This window comes from Pseudovibrio exalbescens DSM 16456 (assembly GCF_000422785.1).
Taxonomy (GTDB): domain Bacteria; phylum Pseudomonadota; class Alphaproteobacteria; order Rhizobiales; family Stappiaceae; genus Pseudovibrio; species Pseudovibrio exalbescens.
This window is the reverse complement of the sequence record NZ_AUGS01000002.1, coordinates 351,520-369,572: the sequence shown is the minus strand read 5'-3', so window position 1 is coordinate 369,572 and position 18,053 is coordinate 351,520. Positions and strand designations below refer to the sequence as shown.

Annotated in this window: 17 protein-coding genes and 2 tRNA genes; 12 read left to right on the top strand and 7 right to left on the bottom strand. The window is 55.0% G+C overall.

The annotated features are described in order from the left end of the window. Window positions 1-422: 422 nt before the first annotated feature. Window positions 423-1,847 carry a cryptochrome/photolyase family protein gene (locus tag G512_RS0104200; RefSeq protein WP_028480632.1) on the top strand — a complete coding sequence of 475 codons (1,425 nt, stop codon included), beginning with the start codon at window positions 423-425 and terminating at the stop codon, window positions 1,845-1,847. Window positions 1,848-1,873: 26 nt separating this feature from the next. On the opposite strand, the gene G512_RS0104195 is transcribed toward G512_RS0104200, so the two are convergent. The 3 genes from G512_RS0104195 to G512_RS0104185 all read right to left on the bottom strand — a co-directional run bounded on the left by G512_RS0104195 (window position 1,874) and on the right by G512_RS0104185 (window position 2,586). Next, window positions 1,874-1,949, bottom strand: a tRNA-Ala gene (locus G512_RS0104195). Between the two features lie 56 nt (window positions 1,950-2,005). Continuing rightward, a tRNA-Ala gene (locus tag G512_RS0104190) sits at window positions 2,006-2,081 on the bottom strand. A 115-nt stretch (window positions 2,082-2,196) separates the two neighbouring features. Next, window positions 2,197-2,586: a TIGR02300 family protein gene (locus tag G512_RS0104185; protein WP_028480631.1), complete on the bottom strand. Its 390-nt coding sequence runs from the start codon at window positions 2,584-2,586 to the stop codon at window positions 2,197-2,199. A gap of 207 nt (window positions 2,587-2,793) precedes the next feature. On the opposite strand from G512_RS0104185, the gene aroA reads away from it, so the two are divergent. From aroA to G512_RS0104155, 6 genes are all read left to right on the top strand, one after another. Further along, complete coding sequence (aroA, locus tag G512_RS0104180) at window positions 2,794-4,146, top strand: 3-phosphoshikimate 1-carboxyvinyltransferase (protein WP_028480630.1); 1,353 nt, start codon at window positions 2,794-2,796, stop codon at window positions 4,144-4,146. Then, on the top strand, window positions 4,146-4,772 hold the full coding sequence (gene cmk / locus G512_RS0104175) for a (d)CMP kinase (RefSeq protein ID WP_028480629.1): 627 nt from the start codon (window positions 4,146-4,148) through the stop codon (window positions 4,770-4,772). Before aroA ends, cmk begins: the two co-directional genes overlap by 1 nt. Before the next feature lie 205 nt (window positions 4,773-4,977). After that, the gene (rpsA, locus tag G512_RS0104170; protein WP_028480628.1) at window positions 4,978-6,675 is read left to right on the top strand and encodes a 30S ribosomal protein S1; all 1,698 of its coding nucleotides are present in this window, start codon (window positions 4,978-4,980) and stop codon (window positions 6,673-6,675) included. 244 nt (window positions 6,676-6,919) lie between these two features. Next, complete coding sequence (locus G512_RS0104165; RefSeq protein WP_322782949.1) at window positions 6,920-8,137, top strand: sugar diacid recognition domain-containing protein; 1,218 nt, start codon at window positions 6,920-6,922, stop codon at window positions 8,135-8,137. Window positions 8,138-8,269: 132 nt separating this feature from the next. Continuing rightward, entirely contained in the window at window positions 8,270-9,535 is a 1,266-nt protein-coding gene (locus G512_RS0104160; RefSeq protein ID WP_028480626.1) for a GntP family permease, read from the top strand. A gap of 10 nt (window positions 9,536-9,545) precedes the next feature. Continuing rightward, window positions 9,546-10,688 (top strand): glycerate kinase, encoded by a 1,143-nt coding sequence (locus G512_RS0104155; protein ID WP_028480625.1) that lies wholly within the window; start codon window positions 9,546-9,548, stop codon window positions 10,686-10,688. A gap of 42 nt (window positions 10,689-10,730) precedes the next feature. On the opposite strand, the gene G512_RS0104150 is transcribed toward G512_RS0104155, so the two are convergent. After that, entirely contained in the window at window positions 10,731-11,879 is a 1,149-nt protein-coding gene (locus tag G512_RS0104150; protein WP_028480624.1) for a GNAT family N-acetyltransferase, read from the bottom strand. Between the two features lie 1,076 nt (window positions 11,880-12,955). On the opposite strand from G512_RS0104150, the gene G512_RS0104145 reads away from it, so the two are divergent. The 5 genes from G512_RS0104145 (at window position 12,956) to lhpI (ending at window position 16,122) form a co-directional block, all read left to right on the top strand. Then, complete coding sequence (locus tag G512_RS0104145; protein ID WP_028480623.1) at window positions 12,956-13,261, top strand: chorismate mutase; 306 nt, start codon at window positions 12,956-12,958, stop codon at window positions 13,259-13,261. A 195-nt stretch (window positions 13,262-13,456) separates the two neighbouring features. Beyond that, window positions 13,457-14,467: a signal peptide peptidase SppA gene (gene sppA, locus G512_RS0104140; RefSeq protein ID WP_028480622.1), complete on the top strand. Its 1,011-nt coding sequence runs from the start codon at window positions 13,457-13,459 to the stop codon at window positions 14,465-14,467. Next, a complete protein-coding gene (locus tag G512_RS0104135) occupies window positions 14,460-14,762 on the top strand; it encodes an integration host factor subunit beta (RefSeq protein WP_028480621.1) in 303 nt (100 codons plus the stop codon). The genes sppA and G512_RS0104135 overlap by 8 nt, the downstream gene beginning before the upstream one ends. A 15-nt stretch (window positions 14,763-14,777) precedes the next feature. Then, the gene (locus G512_RS0104130; RefSeq protein ID WP_028480620.1) at window positions 14,778-15,128 is read left to right on the top strand and encodes a LapA family protein; all 351 of its coding nucleotides are present in this window, start codon (window positions 14,778-14,780) and stop codon (window positions 15,126-15,128) included. Between the two features lie 31 nt (window positions 15,129-15,159). After that, entirely contained in the window at window positions 15,160-16,122 is a 963-nt protein-coding gene (lhpI, locus tag G512_RS0104125) for a bifunctional Delta(1)-pyrroline-2-carboxylate/Delta(1)-piperideine-2-carboxylate reductase (RefSeq protein ID WP_028480619.1), read from the top strand. Between the two features lie 9 nt (window positions 16,123-16,131). Here the strand turns inward: lhpI and G512_RS0104120 are convergent, their stop codons facing one another. The 3 genes from G512_RS0104120 to trxA all read right to left on the bottom strand — a co-directional run bounded on the left by G512_RS0104120 (window position 16,132) and on the right by trxA (window position 18,025). Continuing rightward, window positions 16,132-16,764 (bottom strand): trimeric intracellular cation channel family protein, encoded by a 633-nt coding sequence (locus tag G512_RS0104120; protein WP_028480618.1) that lies wholly within the window; start codon window positions 16,762-16,764, stop codon window positions 16,132-16,134. A 115-nt stretch (window positions 16,765-16,879) separates the two neighbouring features. Then, window positions 16,880-17,530, bottom strand: a complete 651-nt coding sequence (grpE, locus tag G512_RS0104115) for a nucleotide exchange factor GrpE (RefSeq protein ID WP_028480617.1) — start codon at window positions 17,528-17,530, stop codon at window positions 16,880-16,882. A gap of 174 nt (window positions 17,531-17,704) precedes the next feature. Continuing rightward, window positions 17,705-18,025, bottom strand: coding sequence for a thioredoxin (gene trxA, locus G512_RS0104110; protein ID WP_028480616.1), 321 nt, complete (start codon window positions 18,023-18,025; stop codon window positions 17,705-17,707). Window positions 18,026-18,053: the final 28 nt, after the last annotated feature.

Below are 18,053 nucleotides of genomic sequence, written 5' to 3'. Positions count from 1 at the left end.
CCGATGTTACCCATTAGGGAAACAACTGAATGACAGTTATTTGAACTTTCCATGAAACTCGCAATACTCGACAAATAGTCATTAAATTACATGTGTTTACAGAATAGAATAAGCCAGAATAAACGTAATGATTACAATGAAACGCCGCAAGTGAATGCATTTTAACGCACGAGGTGCATTTTATGAATACTTAAATGTCATAATAATAGCACACCCCTCCCGACTCATTACCTATTTTTCCTAGTGTGCTGTTCAATGTTCAGGCTGGCATTCCTGGCCACGGCATCGCTATTCGCGACATTTTTTCCGAATTTGAGCGCAACTCATTGCCACACACGTGAACCGCGCTAAGTTTGCTGAGCGTCTGGTGCCAACTAACGAATGAGCGCACCTGTTGTTCACTTGGAAAAAGGAATGTTCACTTGAGCACATCGACAAGGATTATGTGGTTCCGGCAAGACCTCCGTGTTGGTGACAATCCGGCGCTACGGGCTGCTGCGATGGCTGGCAAAGTGATTCCGCTCTTTATCCAAGAGGACGAAGACGCTGGCGACCTTGCTCTGGGCGGCGCCTCCAAGGTGTGGCTACACCACGCGTTATGCTCGCTCAACCAGTCGCTTGACGGCCATCTTCTGGTGCGTGCCGGACCTGCCCTGCCAATACTCGAGGAACTGATCGAAGCGACGAATGCAGAAGGCGTGTACTGGAACCGCTGCTACGAACCATGGCGGATGGCTCGGGACACGGAGATCAAGGCGGTTCTCAAGGCACGCGGCACACATTGCGAAAGCCACAACGGCAATCTGCTGTGGGAACCGTGGGAGGTGAACAAGAAGGATGGGACGCCCTACCATGTGTACACCAAGTTTTATCGGCGCGGCTGCCTGGAAGCACACGCTCCGCGCTCGCCCCTTCCCAAGCCCGAAGAACTAACCTTCGCCTGCGAAAAGCAGGAAGCCTCCGCCATTGACGAACTAAAACTCCTACCTCGGCGCGATTGGGGAGAAACCATCGGCAAGAGTTGGGAAATCAGCGAGGACGGAGCTCACAAGCGCCTGAGCGACTTTCTGGAGGAGGGGTTGCACGGCTACAAGGATGACCGAAACTACCCACGCAAACCGAATGTATCCCGCCTCTCACCGTATTTGCATTTCGGACAGATTTCACCGCATCAGGTTTGGGCCGCGGTTCACCATCATGACATCGACCGCGACGCCGATCATTTCCTGAGTGAACTCGGGTGGCGCGAATTTTCCTATAACCTGCTTTATAACAACCCCGATCTGCCCAGCACCAACCTGCAGAAAAAATTTGATGCCTTCCCCTGGCGGGAAGACCAGACTGCCTTGAAGGCCTGGAAGAAAGGCCTCACCGGATTTCCCGTGGTGGACGCTGGCATGCGCGAACTATGGCAAACAGGATACATGCACAACCGCTTGCGAATGGTTGTCGGGTCCTTTCTTGTCAAGAATCTGATGCTGGACTGGCGCCTTGGTGAGCGGCATTTCTGGAACTGTCTGTTTGATGCGGACTTGGCCAACAATAGCGCCGGCTGGCAGTGGATAGCTGGCTGTGGCGCGGATGCAGCGCCGTACTTCCGGATCTTCAATCCGATTTTGCAAGGGGAAAAGTTCGACCCGGATGGTACCTATACCCGCCACTACGTGCCGGAACTGGCACACATGCCTGACAAGTTCCTATTCCGTCCCTGGGAAGCGCCGGAACTGGTGCTCAAGGAAGCCGGTGTCACGCTTGGCGAGACCTACCCCAAACCGATCGTAGACGTGAAGGCATCTCGCGAGCGCGCACTTGAAGCATTCAAGAGCCTGTCAGAAGGCACATCTTAAAAGGTACAGGAAAATTCAGAGAAGAATGGTGGAGCTAAGCGGGATCGAACCGCTGACCTCGTGAATGCCATTCACGCGCTCTCCCAACTGAGCTATAGCCCCATTCCACTGGTTGCTCTCACATTATAAACAGTGCGAGCTTCAATCAAGCAGGAGGCTGGTGGAGCTAAGCGGGATCGAACCGCTGACCTCGTGAATGCCATTCACGCGCTCTCCCAACTGAGCTATAGCCCCAGTCGCCTGCGGAACCTGTTCGGTTCTGATGGAGGCGGAACATAGTCTCGCCGCCTCCGATGATCAAGCAGAATAAACAGCCTGCGCCAAGTTCCTGCACAGGCTGTGGAAATTATCAGCTTTCCTCATCATCGCGGCTTACAACGATGCCCGGAACCGTCTCGCCATCATCGTCGTCCTCGTCGAGGAACACATCGTCATCGTCACCGGTGCTGATGTCTTCATCGTCGATGCCTGCTTCGTCGAGATCCGGCACGTCATCGTCACCGCCAGATACTTCTGCATCCGCATCTTCAAGGCTGACGATTTCAGCGCCTTGCGGCTCGAGAACGTCTTCTTCTTCTTCAGCCTGAACGACCTTTGCGGCCTTGGCAGTCTTCACTGTAATGCCCAGATCGAATACCTCGCCACACTTGGGACAGGTAATAGGATCGCGGTTGAGGTCATAGTACTTAGCGCCACATGCTGCACACAGACGCTTGGTGCCGAGTTCCGGTCTTGCCACGGTTGTCACCTTCGTTACGTTCACTTTGACGAGCCGAATAGACTCAGCTTGCCCGTCATGTCAAAGATTAATCGCAGGATTGCGCCAGAAAAGGTTTATTCTTCATTGAATAATCTCAAGTGTCCGGCACTGAATACAGGGTGACTGTCCTGATCCAACGTGCTAGGAGGGACTACTTTTTTTCAAGTCGCAACCCTGGAATTGAACATGTCCCACAATTCGTCACCGCAAATCGTGACAACAACGAAAGGTGAGGCTCTGACAGGTACAATCCGTGTACCTGGAGACAAATCGATCTCTCATCGTTCCCTCATGTTTGGTGCTTTGGCTGTTGGACAAACCAAAATTGAAGGTCTTCTCGAATCGGAAGACGTGTTGGCAACGGCCAACGCCATGAACGCCGTTGGCGCCTCCTGCCACAAGCATGAGGACGGACACTGGACTGTGGATGGCGTGGGGCTAGGCAGCCTTTTGGAGCCGGAACATCCGATCGACTTTGGCAATGCGGGCACGGGTGCTCGCCTTTGCATGGGTATTTTTGCCAGTCACCCAATCGCGGTCACCATGGTTGGGGATGCATCCTTGTCGAGACGGCCGATGGGCCGGGTTCTGGACCCGCTGCGCGAGATGGGAACGCAAGTGATTGCCCGTCGGGGGGACCGTTTGCCCGCATCTATTCGCGGATCTGAGACACCCCTGCCACTGACCTACCGTGTGCCCATGGCATCTGCTCAGGTGAAATCCGCGGTGCTCTTGGCCGGGCTCAACACACCCGGCACCACCACAGTTATTGAGCCCGTGGCGACACGCGACCACACGGAAAAGATGCTATTGGGCTTTGGCGCAGAACTCAGTGTTGAGGTCAATGCAGCCGGCGAACGCGTCATTACGCTACAGGGCCAGCCCCAGCTCAAGCCACAATCCGTAACAGTTCCCGGCGATCCGTCCTCGGCCGCATTTCCCATCGTCGCAGCGCTGATCGTGCCAGGTTCCAATGTCGTGGTTGAAGGCATTCTGCTCAACGAACAACGCATTGGTCTGATCACCACCCTTCTGGAAATGGGTGCGGATATTACGATCGAAAATGAGCGCGAAAGCGGCGGCGAGAAAATTGGGGACATCCATGTCCGCCACTCCAATCTCAAAGGCGTGACGGTTCCCGCAGAGCGCGCGCCCTCCATGATTGATGAGTATCCCGTTCTGGCGATCGCAGCCGCGTTTGCGCAAGGCGACACCACCATGCTTGGTCTGGAAGAGCTGCGCGTGAAAGAGTCTGACCGCCTGGCGGCCGTCGCTCGCGGGCTCGAAGCCAACAACATCCCGTGCATCGAAGGCAAGGACACCCTGACCGTTACCGGCGGGGCAACGGGCATTGGCGGCGGTACCGTTGAAACCCATCTTGATCATCGGATCGCAATGAGCTTTCTGGTGCTGGGGCTCGCCGCAGACAAACCGGTGACCGTTGACGATGCATCACCAATTGCAACCAGCTTCCCGTCGTTTCTGCCCCTGCTGAAGGAGTTGGGCGGAACAGTTCGTTTTCAGGGGGAGAACGCTTAATGATTATAGCTCTTGATGGCCCGGCCGCTTCGGGCAAGGGCACTTTGGCGCGCCAACTGGCTGCGCATTACGGTCTACGGCATCTGGATACCGGTTTGACCTACCGGGCCGTTGCAGCCGCGCTTCTGGCCCGCGGTCTTCCGCTGGGTGATGAAGAGGTCGCTATTTCGGTCGCACGCCATCTGGATTTCGGCACCCTCGACAAAGGCCTATTGTCGTCCCACGAAATTGGCGAGGCGGCGTCCCGCATTGCGGTGCTCGGCGGCCTGCGCGAAGAACTGGTTCTGTTGCAGCGCCAGTTTGCTGAAAGCGGCGAAGGTGCTGTTCTTGACGGACGTGATATCGGCACCGTTGTGTGCCCGCACGCTACGGCGAAGCTGTTTGTAACCGCGTCTCCGGAAGCCCGCGCCCGTCGGCGAACCGACGAACTGATCGGCAAGGGATTTGAAGTGGATTTCGACGAGATCCTGACCGACCTGAAACGTCGTGATGAGCGAGACACGACCCGCAAGGATTCTCCGCTTAAACCAGCTGCAGATGCCCACTTGCTTGATACGACAGAAATGGATATAGAGTCGGCATTCAATGCGGCTGTGGATATCATCGATTCCGCGCGGAAATCCTAAGCTTTTTCAGGAAAGCAGAGTATTGAGCGTTTGTTTGGTCTGCTGACCGCATTACAGACAATTGGAGTCTTGCGGCTCGCTTTCGCCGGCCCGCTTTTTTAAGCGGTTGTTTTCTAATACCTTTTAGAGAACCGAGCATGCGAGGCTCCACCGACATCAACACAAACCCGCCGGCGACGCCATACCTATGGCACCAGGAGTTTTTATGGAAAACATGAACGCAGCTGCTGAAGATTTTGCGGCTCTGTTGGAAGAGTCGTTTGCCACTTCCGACGTTTATGAAGGAACTGTGGTCAAAGGCACCGTTGTTGCCATTGAAAAAGATCTCGCAGTTATCGACGTAGGTCTGAAGGTAGAAGGCCGCGTCCCACTCAAGGAATTCGGCGCTAAGGGTCGCGACAGCGATATGAGCGTTGGCGACGAAGTTGAAGTTTACCTTGAGCGCGTTGAAAACGCTCTCGGCGAAGCCGTTCTGTCTCGTGACAAGGCACGTCGTGAAGAAAGCTGGATTCGTCTGGAAGCCGCTTTCGAAGCTGGCGAAAAGGTTACCGGTCAGATCTTCAACCAGGTCAAGGGTGGTTTCACCGTCGATCTGGATGGCGCAGTTGCCTTCCTGCCTCGTTCTCAGGTGGACATCCGTCCGGTACGTGACGTCACTCCGCTGATGCACAACGCACAGCCGTTCCAGATCCTCAAGATGGACAAGCGTCGTGGCAACATCGTTGTTTCCCGTCGTACCGTTCTGGAAGAGACCCGTGCAGAGCAGCGCTCCGAGCTGGTTCAGAGCCTTGAAGAAGGTCAGACCGTAGAGGGCGTCGTCAAGAACATCACCGATTACGGTGCGTTCGTTGATCTGGGCGGCATCGACGGCCTGCTGCACGTCACCGACATTGCATGGCGCCGCATCAACCACCCGAGCGAAGTTCTGACCATTGGTCAGACCGTGAAGGTTCAGGTGATCCGCGTAAACCAGGAAACACACCGCATCAGCTTGGGCATGAAGCAGCTCGAAACCGACCCATGGGAAGGTATCGACGCCAAGTACCCGCTGAACGCAAAGTTCTCTGGTCGCGTGACCAACATCACCGACTACGGCGCATTCGTGGAACTGGAGCCGGGCATCGAAGGCCTGATCCACGTCTCCGAAATGTCCTGGACCAAGAAGAACGTCCATCCGGGCAAGATCGTCTCCACCTCTCAGGAAGTGGAAGTGGTCATTCTGGAAGTGGACGCTGCAAAGCGCCGTATTTCTCTTGGCCTCAAGCAGACCCTGCAGAACCCATGGGAAGCCTTCGCCGAGAAGTTCCCGGTCAACTCTGAAGTTGAGGGTGAAGTCAAGAACAAGACCGAATTCGGTCTGTTCATCGGCCTCGAAGGCGATGTTGACGGCATGGTTCACCTGTCCGATCTGGACTGGAACCGTCCGGGCGAGCAGGTCATCGAAGAGTACAAGAAGGGTGACGTTGTCAAGGCGATCGTTCTCGACGTTGACGTTGAAAAAGAACGCATCTCCCTCGGCATCAAGCAGCTTGGCTCCGATCCGTTTGAATCCGCAGCAGCAGGCGACGTTCGCAAGGGCGCAGTCGTGAACTGTGAGGTTCTGGAAATCAAGGACGGTGGTCTGGAAGTCAAGATCGCAGACAGCGACCTGACTGCTTTCGTTCGCCGCGCTGACCTTTCCCGTGAACGCCACGAACAGGATCCGACCCGCTTCAACGTTGGTGATACCTTCGAAGCACGCGTGACCCAGTTCGACAAGAAGACCCGCCGCGTAGGCGTTTCCATCAAGGCACTCGAAATTGCCGAAGAAAAGGAAGCGGTTGCACAGTACGGTTCTTCCGACGCTTCTTCTTCTCTGGGCGACATTCTCGCAGCAGCGATGAAGGCACGCGAAGAAGACTAAGCTGGTTAGACCCTAACCAACGAAAAGCCCGGCTCTCGCAGCCGGGCTTTTTTTGTGGCCTGTCAACACCAGCCCCTGTGGTTCTGCCGTGTGAACGACCATCCCAATCATTCACACTTGTTGTAGACGATCCGCCGCAGCGTGATCAAAACCGGCCTCTGGATTTATTTTTGCTCATCGATTACGTCTGTGACAAACGCTGCGTTACCTACAAGTACAATCCATAAGCAGGGAAGTCACTGTCATGCCGGGCGAAATGGGGCACACCACCCTCAGTGAACTGGGCTTGGAAAGAGTCGGGCACACTGAAAAAACACAGATAAATTCATCTATCGCGCGACAAATTGTTGACCGTGCCATGAAAATCATCCCGTTTTCAGTAAACGTGATGGACGGGAATGGCCTCATCATCGGGTCAGGCGACCCGACCCGCCTGCACCAGCGCCATGAAGGCGCCTTGCTGGCTATCAACGACAATCGGACCGTGGAGATTGATCAAGCCACAGCGCAGCACCTGACAGGGGTGCGCCCGGGTGTGAACATCCCCATTCTGTTTCAAGAGGCTCCCATCGGCGTTGTGGGCATTTCCGGACAGCCGGAAAAGGTGCGCCGTTATGCGGAACTCGTAAAGATGGCCGCCGAGCTGATCATTGAGCAAGCTGCCCTGATGAACCACGTGGAGTGGGACAAACGCCACCGTGAGGAACTGGTATTGCAATTGGTCCAAGGCCCGGACCTGCATGAAATGCACCTGCGTACAATAGCCGAGCGGCTGGGCATAGATCTATCCCAACCCCGGATCGCCAGCATTGTGCGGGTACTGCCTGCGCCGGGGCAGGAGCTTTCTCTGGATCATTTGCAAAGGCTTGTGCATTTGCTGGAGTTCCCCGAACGCAACAACCTGGTTGGCATTTCGTCAGTTGCGCGCAATGAAGTCATCGTCCTCAAACCGATCACCTTGAACCGAACCGGTTGGTCTCAAGAACTGGAGCGCGAGCGGGTTGCCAAGTTGATGGAGCGGGTGCGGCGCGAGACGGACTTCGAAATTCGAATTGCGCTTGGGGGCTTTTATCAAGGTTTGTCCGGCCTCTCCCAGTCTTACGAAACAGCCAAGGCAACGCTGGAAGCCGTTTCAGATGCAGATGCCGAAAAGTCAGGCCACGTGTTGTTTTATCAAGATCACACACTTGCGGTCCTTATCAATGGATTGTCAGGGCGCAAATGGCGGGGCGCAGAATTACGACGTCCCATGCGCGCTTTGGAGGGCAAGGATGTACTGCTTGAAACACTGGCCTGCTTTTTCCGCAACAACGAAGATCACATCAGCGTATGTGCTGAGCTTGGCATACACCGCAACTCATTGCGCTACCGCTTGAAGCGTATCGAAGAGGAAACCGGACTCAATTTCTCCAATATCGGCGACAAGACAAGGCTTTACTTGGCCATGCTGCATCAAGGCTAAGCAAAACCACGTCGTGCACCTGCACAAGATTCTCCCTGAAATCTTACAGATTCTCTGTGTGTGCGCCTAAAGCCATGCGCGGCGGCCAAGCGTAGGTTTTGCTCTGCATTTTTAAAAAACTGGGAGCACATTATGGTGGAGGTTTCTACCCTCGGGGCATTGGTCGCACTGGCGATCGCAATTGTCCTGATCCTCAAACGCGTATCGCCGGCTTACGGAATGATCATCGGTGCGCTCGTTGGCGGTCTCGTGGGCGGCGTGGATCTGTCTGGCACAGTCTCGTTGATGATTGGCGGCGCCCAAGGCATCACAACATCCGTTTTGCGCATTCTGGCTGCTGGCGTATTGGCCGGTGTACTGATCGAGTCAGGCGCGGCCACATCCATCGCAGAAACCATTGTCAAGCGGCTTGGGGAAACCCGCGCCCTGCTGGCACTGGCGATTGCGACGATGATCCTGACCGCGGTTGGCGTCTTCGTTGACGTCGCGGTGATCACTGTTTCCCCGATTGCCTTGGCAGTCGCCCGGCGCGCTGACCTGTCCAAGATGGCGGTTCTGCTGGCCATGATCGGTGGCGGCAAGGCGGGTAACGTGATGTCTCCAAACCCGAACGCCATTGCGGCTGCCGATGCTTTCAACGTGCCGTTGACGACCGTCATGGCTGCAGGTGTTATCCCGGGCCTGTGTGGTCTGGTCGCGGCCTACTTCATTGCTCAAAGCCTGCGCACCAAAGGCGGCATGGTACAAGAGCACGAGGTTGTTTCCGTTGACTACAGCGAACTGCCAAGCTTCAGTGCTTCTCTTGTGGCGCCGCTTGTTGCTATCGTCCTCTTGGCCCTGCGTCCGTTCGCTGACATCAGCGTTGATCCGTTGATTGCGCTGCCATTGGGTGGTGTCCTTGGTGCCGTGGCCATGGGCCGCGCCCGCGAAGCCAATGCTTTTGCGGTTTCGGGTCTATCTCGCATGGCGCCCGTGGCCATCATGCTGTTGGGCACCGGCACACTAGCCGGCATCATCGCCAATTCCGGCCTCAAGAGCGGCTTGATCGACTTGCTGGCCGCCTCCGGTTTGCCGTCCTATCTTCTGGCCCCGATTTCAGGCGCGACCATGTCACTGGCGACCGCCTCCACCACGGCAGGTACGGCTGTTGCTTCAAATGTCTTCGGGCCAACCATCATGGAACTGGGTGTTGCTTCGCTTGCAGGTGCAGCCATGATGCATGCAGGTGCAACGGTTCTGGACCACATGCCACATGGCAGCTTTTTCCACGCAACTGGCGGTGCCGTCTACATGGACATCAAAGAACGCCTTAAGCTGGTGCCATACGAATCTGCCGTTGGTCTGACGATTGCCGTCATCTCAACCCTGATCTTCGGCGTCTTTGGTTTCTTTGTGTGAGTTTCAGACCATGAAAATTGTAATCGCCCCCGATTCCTTCAAAGAAAGCCTCACCGCGATGGAAGTCGCCGAGGCTATTGAAGAGGGATTTCGGGAGATCTACCCGGATGCCGACTACTTGAAGCTGCCTGTGGCAGACGGCGGAGAAGGCACTGTTCAGTCCATGGTTGACGCTTCCAACGGACGGATAGTGGAAAAAACCGTCACCGGTCCGTTGGGAACGCCCGTAAAAGCTTTTTTTGGGCTGATGGGAAACGGCAAAACAGCGGTGGTCGAAATGGCCGCCGCCTCCGGCCTGCATCTCGTACCCCAAGACCAGCGCGATCCGTTGGTGACCTCAACCTACGGAACCGGCGAACTGGTCAAGGCAGCTCTCGACGAGGGCGTGGAGCACATCATCATCGGCATTGGCGGCAGTGCCACCAATGACGGCGGCCTGGGCATGGCGCAGGCTTTGGGCGTGCGTATGCTGGATGATGATGATGCAGAATTGCAGGCTGGCGGCGGCGCGTTGAAAGACCTTGCGCACATTGATATCTCCAGTGCCGATCAACGGTTGGCAGGCGTTCGGCTTGAGGTTGCCTGTGACGTCACCAATCCTCTCTGCGGCCCCAACGGCGCCTCACATGTTTTTGGTCCGCAAAAAGGCGCTTCACCGGACGTCGTCAAAGAGCTTGACAGCTACCTTGCGCACTATGCAGCTGTCATGAAAGACCAATTGGGCCAAGACGTGAAAGACGTGCCCGGTGCCGGTGCTGCAGGCGGTCTCGGCGCTGCATTCATGGGAATGTTCAATGCGGAACTTCGACCCGGTATTGATATTGTAATGGATGCGGTTCGCTTGGCTGAGGCCGTGCAGGACGCTGATCTGGTCATCACCGGAGAGGGTCGTATCGACAGCCAGACCATAAATGGCAAGACGCCGATGGGCGTCGCCCGCATTGCCAAGGCAGCCAACAAACCGGTTATCGGAATTGCAGGTTGCCTGACCACGGACAGCCATGTGGTTCATGAACATGGTATCGACGCGATTTTCAGCATCGTGCCACGTTCTGTTTCACTGCAAGAGGCTTTGACGGAAGCAAAGTTCAACGTGACTCAGACCGCGCGCAATATCGCCGCAGTGATGGCTCTCTCCCAAGGCCATTCCTGAATCGGCTGCTTCCTATCAAGGCTCCTCCGCGAAAACCCGGCATCACGCCGGGTTTTCCTTTTCTGAAACCGATCCTCGCCTCTTATGCCACTGATTGTGAACCGCGGCACAGACGGGCCGCACCACACGCGCGATGACGAACCCCTTCAATGACAAGGCAGAGGATACGGAACAAACCGGTGTCAGCCCGTCCGTCCAGGCCAAAACATTGTCATCCAGATAATGGCCAAACTCCATGGCTCGAACGCCTCGATCGAAACACATGCGAATATTTGCGGTGTGGAGTAGCGCCGATACATTATATTTGTGATAGGCCGGATCACGACAAAAACTACCGACGACGTAGAGATCCTGATGAAGTATGCCCCATTGGCGGGCAATCAAGCGGTCTCCATGCCACAATGCAGTCAGTATGACGCGGCAAGCCGGGTTTTCCAAATCTGCCAGCTTTTGCCAGAAAGCCAATCGGTCGGCCCGTTTGCGAGCCCCATCAAGATTGGCAGCGTACTCTGGAACACCCTGAAGGCAAATCTCGTCCGCACTTGTGATGACCTGATGATGCAGCGGCGCAACCTTTTCCAGTTTTCGGCGCGCCTCTTTGAGCTGGCCGCGCAACTCTCCAGACATGTCCAGGATGTAATCTTCAAAGCTGGCCGATCGCGTCAAGTCTATACGGGCACAAGTGCCCGTATACACATGCGCGTGACCATTGAGATCAATTGCGGTGAGCAGGGCCTGACTCCACTTCAGATCCTGTAGATCCAGAAAGTCGCCATCACTCTTCTTCAGGGCAGCCCACAGGCAACGCCACACTTCGTGAGGCTCACAATCAGGTGAAACCAACAAGTCTCCGGTGTTGTGACCGTACAGCACCAACGGCCTGAGATAGGCGATGCCCCCCTGCTCAACTCGGCGCAGCGGCAACACACCACACAGTTCTTCTCCATGCCATAGAACGAAAACGCGGACCTTTTGCTGCGTCGGCAATGTTGCTGCCGCAGCGAGACACACCGCCCACAAACCGTAAACCGATTCCGGGTCAATGCGAGCCTGCAACGCTTCCCATGGCTGCTTCAAGGCGGCTATCTGGTCGGCGGTATCCAGCACACTCAGCGTATAGCTGCTGTCAGTTTGTTGTCCTGCCGAGATATCTGCTGAGGGCGCACTGGTGCTGCGGCGTTGAATAGCCATGTTCGGTGAGGAAAACCCGTTTAAAAAATCGTTGTCGTCAGCTTGGACAAGCTGAAACGATCTGTCGATATCACCTTAGGTCGGATACCAAGAGAACCCGGCTTCTAGTGGTGCTCTTGACATCGATGGACCGATATACAACCGAGATAGATTCGTCGGATCAACACCCTGAACCTGGCAGGTTTTCCTAAAATACCGTTAAAACCGACAGGATTTATCCGCGAATTAGCAAAAAACCCTTATGAGTTGCTATTGCGTCGCACATTAAATTGAGGCCGCACATAATAATTATCGATTTTTGATTCTCAAGGGTTGTTTCACCACTGCCACAGCCTCTCAACAAGATATGCCCAAGAAATATCACTATGCACCTATGGCTTCGACAGGCTGGATCCTGTTCTTGGCGGCGTTTTGCATATTGCTCTGCCAGAATCGTTATTTTTAACACCCTTAGTTGCAAATCGCTATTTAAGTGATGCGTATCGGTAAAAATACACGTTTTATGCGCTACTACAGACTGGCACGTTTTGTGTACCTTATCTCTACGTCAACAAAAATAAACGCGGAGTGCTGCTGTGGGCACAAACCTCGAAACCTTGATCCAGATACTTCCGGTTTTGCTGATTGGTCTGGCTTTTGCCCGGATGCACACTGCAATTCACCATCGCCCGGCACGGCAAGTTGTACGGGCCTCGAGACATCCTGCGGTCCGCCCGAAGCCGTAGGATGACAGGGAGCTTCTTTTCAAACGCCGTCCTTGCAGCAACCGGCTACGAAGCTCCCAAACAAAGCGCGGAAGATTATGCCCCTAGTCAACCGCGCCAAGGAAGAACGATCACTGGACACGCCGGAATTCAGAGCAACCGGTAAACACAGTGACCTGAATAAGGACGAAAGTCCAACTGGTCCCATTGACCGCCTAAAGCCGCCTTGTTCCCAGCTCCCCCCACCTCCTGCGGAACTTGGCGGCCTTTTTTTTGTCCAAGCCTCTCCTTGCACTGGCAGAGTCCACAGCAACACCTCTTGCGGTTTTTCAATGTGCCACCTACACACGCCAAAACCGAAAGAGGACGCAGATGACACAACGTGCACAAAACTGCCAGACCATGACTGAGCTTCGACAGTTGATCGATGAACTGGATGCAGAACTCATAGCCCGCTTTTCTGACCGTTGGGCTTGCATAGAACGTGCCGCGGAACTGAAGAAACAAGAGGGGCTTCCAGCACGAATCGACAACCGCGTGGAGGAGGTCGCCCACAATGTGAACAGGCTGGCACAGCGCGCCGGACTGGACGCGAATTTCTACGAAGACCTTTGGCGTCAGCTTATGGAGCGCGCGATAGCCTATGAAAAAGGCAAGTTGGGTGAACCTGACAAATAGCACAACCTTAAATCTTGCATTAATAGATGTTGGAGAGATGCAACTTGAAGAGATTCCGCTAAAAGACGCAGATGATTGTTTTCAAGTGACTTTTTCTGGTTCATACTAGGCAGCGTTTTTCGCTGGACTTGGGAATGCAACCGTTCACTCGTTCAGCTCCGAAAAGTAGTCTGCCGAAAGGAGCCCTGGCATCCGATGAGTTTGGACAGCGACATCGTTATTGACCGCCGCCGTTTGCGGCGGAAAGTTTCGTTTTGGCGGATATTGTGTTTCCTCATTGCAGTGGTGGGCGTGGGCACCGTGTTCCTTGTGAGCACCGGGATCGGCGATCTGTCCAAGTCCCAACAACACATCGCCCGGCTGTCCATTGACGGCGCAATCCTTGATAACCGTGAGCGCCTCGAGATGATCGCCAAGATGGCTGAGAGCGACTCGGTAAAAGGGGTGATTGTCGCCATCAACTCCCCCGGAGGTACAACGACCGGCGGTGAGGGACTTTACGTTGCCCTGCGCGATTTAGCCGAGAAAAAGCCCGTGGTTGCCAGCATCGGCACCATCGGAGCTTCGGCGGGTTACATGACGGCCATTGCTGCCGATCACGTGGTTGCCAGATACAACTCGCTGACCGGGTCCATTGGTGTGCTGTTCCAATTTGGCAATGCGAAGGGCCTTCTGGACAAGTTGGGTCTGCAAATGGATGCCGTTAAAAGCTCACCCCTCAAAGCAGAGCCGAATTTTTACGAACCGGCAACATCTGGCGCAAAGGCCGTTTTGGAGAGCCTTGTGGCGGATTCCTACAATTGGTTTGTTGGTTTGGTAGCAGATCGGCGCGGTTTCACAGTTGCTGAAGCCGAAGCGCTCGCGAACGGCCAAGTGTACAGTGGCCATCAAGCCAAAGAAAACAAACTGGTTGATGCCATTGGCGGGGAAGACGAAGCCATACGCTGGCTGGAACAAGAAAAGAACGTGCCCAAAGGGCTTGAGGTCATCGACTGGAAACTATCAGAGGAAACGGAGTTCGGTATGCTAGCTCAATCCGGCATCAATACTGCATTGCCAGCTACTATCGAAAACTTCTTGAGTGCAGTCATCTATTCCGCAAAGCAACTAGGTGACCCAACGGGTTCGCTTGACGGTTTGGTATCCGTTTGGCAGGCTCCGGGTGCGGCATCTCGCTCTATGCAAGGGGGGGCAAAAAATGATTAAATCGGAGTTGGTTCAAACAATTGCTGAACAAAACCCGCATCTCTACCAACGGGATGTCGAGAACATTGTGAACGCAATACTGGATGAAATAACATCGGCGCTTATGCGGGGCGACCGTGTGGAGCTACGCGGTTTTGGTGCGTTTTCGGTCAAAAACCGGCCGGCCCGTACCGGACGCAATCCGCGTACCGGCCAGAAAGTTGAAGTGAGTGAGAAATACGTTCCCTTCTTCAAGACCGGCAAGGAAATGAGGGAACGGCTCAACGGCGGCGTCGATCACGGTGAAGACGACTGATCCTGGAGAAAAAATGTGACACGGTTCCTTCGGAATCTCCTGCTTATACCCATCGCTGTTGTTCTGATTGCGCTGGCAGTGGCGAACCGCCACTCCGTAACGGTCTCAGTTAATCCCTTCAATCCTGCAGATCCTGTCTTCAGCTTCAACATTCCCGTTTTCTGGCTGTTGTTTGCCTGTGTCGCGCTCGGCGTTCTTATTGGTGGCATTGCCTCTTGGGCCAAACAGGGGCGGTACCGCAAGGAAGCGCGCCTGAAGCGTCGGGAGGCCGATCAACTCAAGCACGAAGCAGAACGGTTGAAGCAGGTGGCCCAAAGTGGCTCTGCGCCGGGACTACCCGCCCCGGATCAGAAGAAAGCAGCTTGATCGAGTAACAACAGCCCAACAGGAGAGTGCGATGCGTGTTATCACAGCTCAGGAAATAGATGCTGTGATGGCTCCACGCGATCTGGCGGAGACAATGCGCCGTGCCTTCCGAACCGGGTGTATTGCTCCCCAGCCCCACCACGAAACAATTGAGCGGCCGGACGGAGAGGCCACTGCCTCTCTCGTCATCATGCCATCATGGAACGACTTCAAGGCGCAAGGCTCAACCGACAAAGGTTTTATCGGAACCAAGATTTCTTCCGTCATTCCGGAGAACAGACGTAAGAATCTGCCAACAGTAATGGGTGTTTACCTGCTGCAGTCCGGTAAAACGGGGGAAGCTCTGGCTGTGCTGGATGGCCGTGCACTAACGCTTTGGAGGGCTGCAGCGACCTCTGCGCTTGCCTCCTCCTATCTGTCACGTGAAGATTCCAAGCGTCTATTGATGATCGGTGCTGGCGGCCTTGCCCCGCTGTTGATTGCAGCGCACTGCGCCATGCGCCCCATAGAAGAGGTCCTGATCTGGAACCGCACAACCGCCACGGCGGCCAGTCTTGCCAAACGGGTCAAGTTGTCGGGCGTCAACATTCACGCCACTGACAACTTGCAAGGGGCGGTTCACGGCGCAGATATCATCTCGTGCGCAACCCTATCAACAAGTCCTCTGGTGCTGGGTGAATGGCTGTCGGAGGGATGCCATCTGGACCTGGTGGGCGCGAACCTGCCTCACATGAGGGAATGTGACGATCGGGCTGTACAGGATTGCCGGCTGTTCGTCGACAGCTATGCTGATGCCTTCACCCGGGCTGGTGACATCATCAAGCCGCTGGAAAACAATCTGATTGCTCGAAGTGATGTGGCCGCAGATCTGTCAGAGTTATGCCGAGGCACCAAAGCGGGCCGGCGTTTTTACGCGCAAAAAACTCTTTTCAAGTCTGTCGGAACCGCACTTGAGGATCTGGCCGCGGCCAGCCACGTCTTCATGCGCACGTGAAAAGGCCCCTCAATCCTTCTTGGGTTCCCGTTTCTCGCCCCACGGTGTGTATCCCGGCAAGTACCAGCCAAATTGCAGTGCACCGCCGCGCAGAATCATAGCAACGGCAAACCCGGCTGCAGCAGCAATATTCTCATCCACGCCAGCAGCTTTGAGCGCAACAAATGTGCCCGCACCGCCGCACGTTGCCGCAACATAGACTTCTCGTTGGCTGATCGCAGATGGCTGCCCGGCAACTATATCTCGAATGATACCGCCGCATGTGGCGGTGGCGACCCCCATGGGCACAGCCACGAAATAATGCTCACCCATGGACAACGCTTTTGCCGCGCCCATTACACAATAGGCGGCAATGCCAACAGCATCCATCCACCGCACTGGCTTGTCGATGCGCTCAAACAAATGGGCCGTAAACCACATCAATACCGAGGCTGCTGCACAGACGATGAGATAGGATTCGTTCTGGGTCCAGAACACGGGAGCCCCCAGGAGAAGATCGCGCAGCGTTCCTCCGCCAATGCCAGTCAGGGTGCAAAAGAACAAGAAGGCGATAAAATCCTGTCGCAGCCGCGCTGCCACCAGCCCACCGGTGATGGCGAACACGGCAACACCCAGATAGTCGAGATATTGCCAGGCGATCATAGCTTGATGCTTTATTGCTAGGGGACAGTGTCCCGGATCCTAAAAAGCTCTGCACCAAATAAAAAAGCGGAGCCAACAAGCCCCGCTTTACGTAAGATTAGACTAAAGTCAATGATTAAGCGCTTTTATCGACAGTTGAACCGGGTTCAGCGGGCTTTTCTCCGTTATTCACCGGAGTCTTTGGCCCACCCTTGGAGACACCAACCATAGCCGGACGCAGAACGCGATCTGCGATTACATACCCAGCCTGAACGACCTGAACGACCGTTCCGTTGGGAACTTCCGGATTGGGAACTTCAAACATGGCCTGATGAAAATTCGGATCAAACTTTTCACCTTCGGGATTGATCCGCTTGACGCCGTGTTTTTCAAGCTGGTTCAGCATGTCACGCTCAACCATCTCTACGCCCTCGATTAACGCCGTCAAGCTGCTATCGGCCTCGGCACGTGCCTCTTCCGGCACCGCCTGAATGGCGCGACCCAGGTTGTCGTTGACCACCAGCATGTCGCGCGCGAAAGCGGCCACGGAATAGGCCTTGGCATCTTTGACTTCCTTTTCGGTCCGACGGCGAAGGTTTTCCATTTCCGCCATCAGACGCAGGGCGCGCTCTTTCAGTTCAGCATTCTCTGCGGCCAGTTTTTCGGCCGGGTCTTCAAACTCGAGCACCCCTTCCTCAACTGGAGTTTCTGCAGCTTCAGCGCTTTCCGAAACCTCCGGAGTTTCCGGTGCTACTTGCTCCTCGGGGTTTTTGCTTTCGTTTGTCATCCTTATCCCATTCGTTTACAGGCTCAGCAAAGAGCACATGCAAGACACGGTTCCTGCACCAGCAGGCTCGACTGTTTATTTAGGCGATGATTGCTTAAAACAAAAGACCTCCGGCCACTGCCGTGACCGGAGACTCTGCAAACAAACAGGTTTATCTCGCAATCCTCAGCGGGATCAGGCGTACTGCTTGATCCACTCTGCAATTTTGCCTTTTGGCTGCGCACCAACGAGCGTTGCTGCCGGTTCGCCATCCTTGAACAGGATCATCGTTGGGATTGAGCGAACCCCATAGTTCATCGCGGATTGCTGGTTCACATCGATGTCCACCTTGGCGACCTTGACGCTATCAGACATTTCATCGGAGATTTCCTCCAATGACGGCGCAATCATCTTGCACGGTCCACACCAGGTCGCCCAGAAATCAACCAGAACCGGCGTGGAGCTCTTAAGAACTTCAGTTTCGAAGGTATCATCGCTGACGTTTACAGTCGCCATATCGTGCCTCGTTCAGTATGTGTGCATC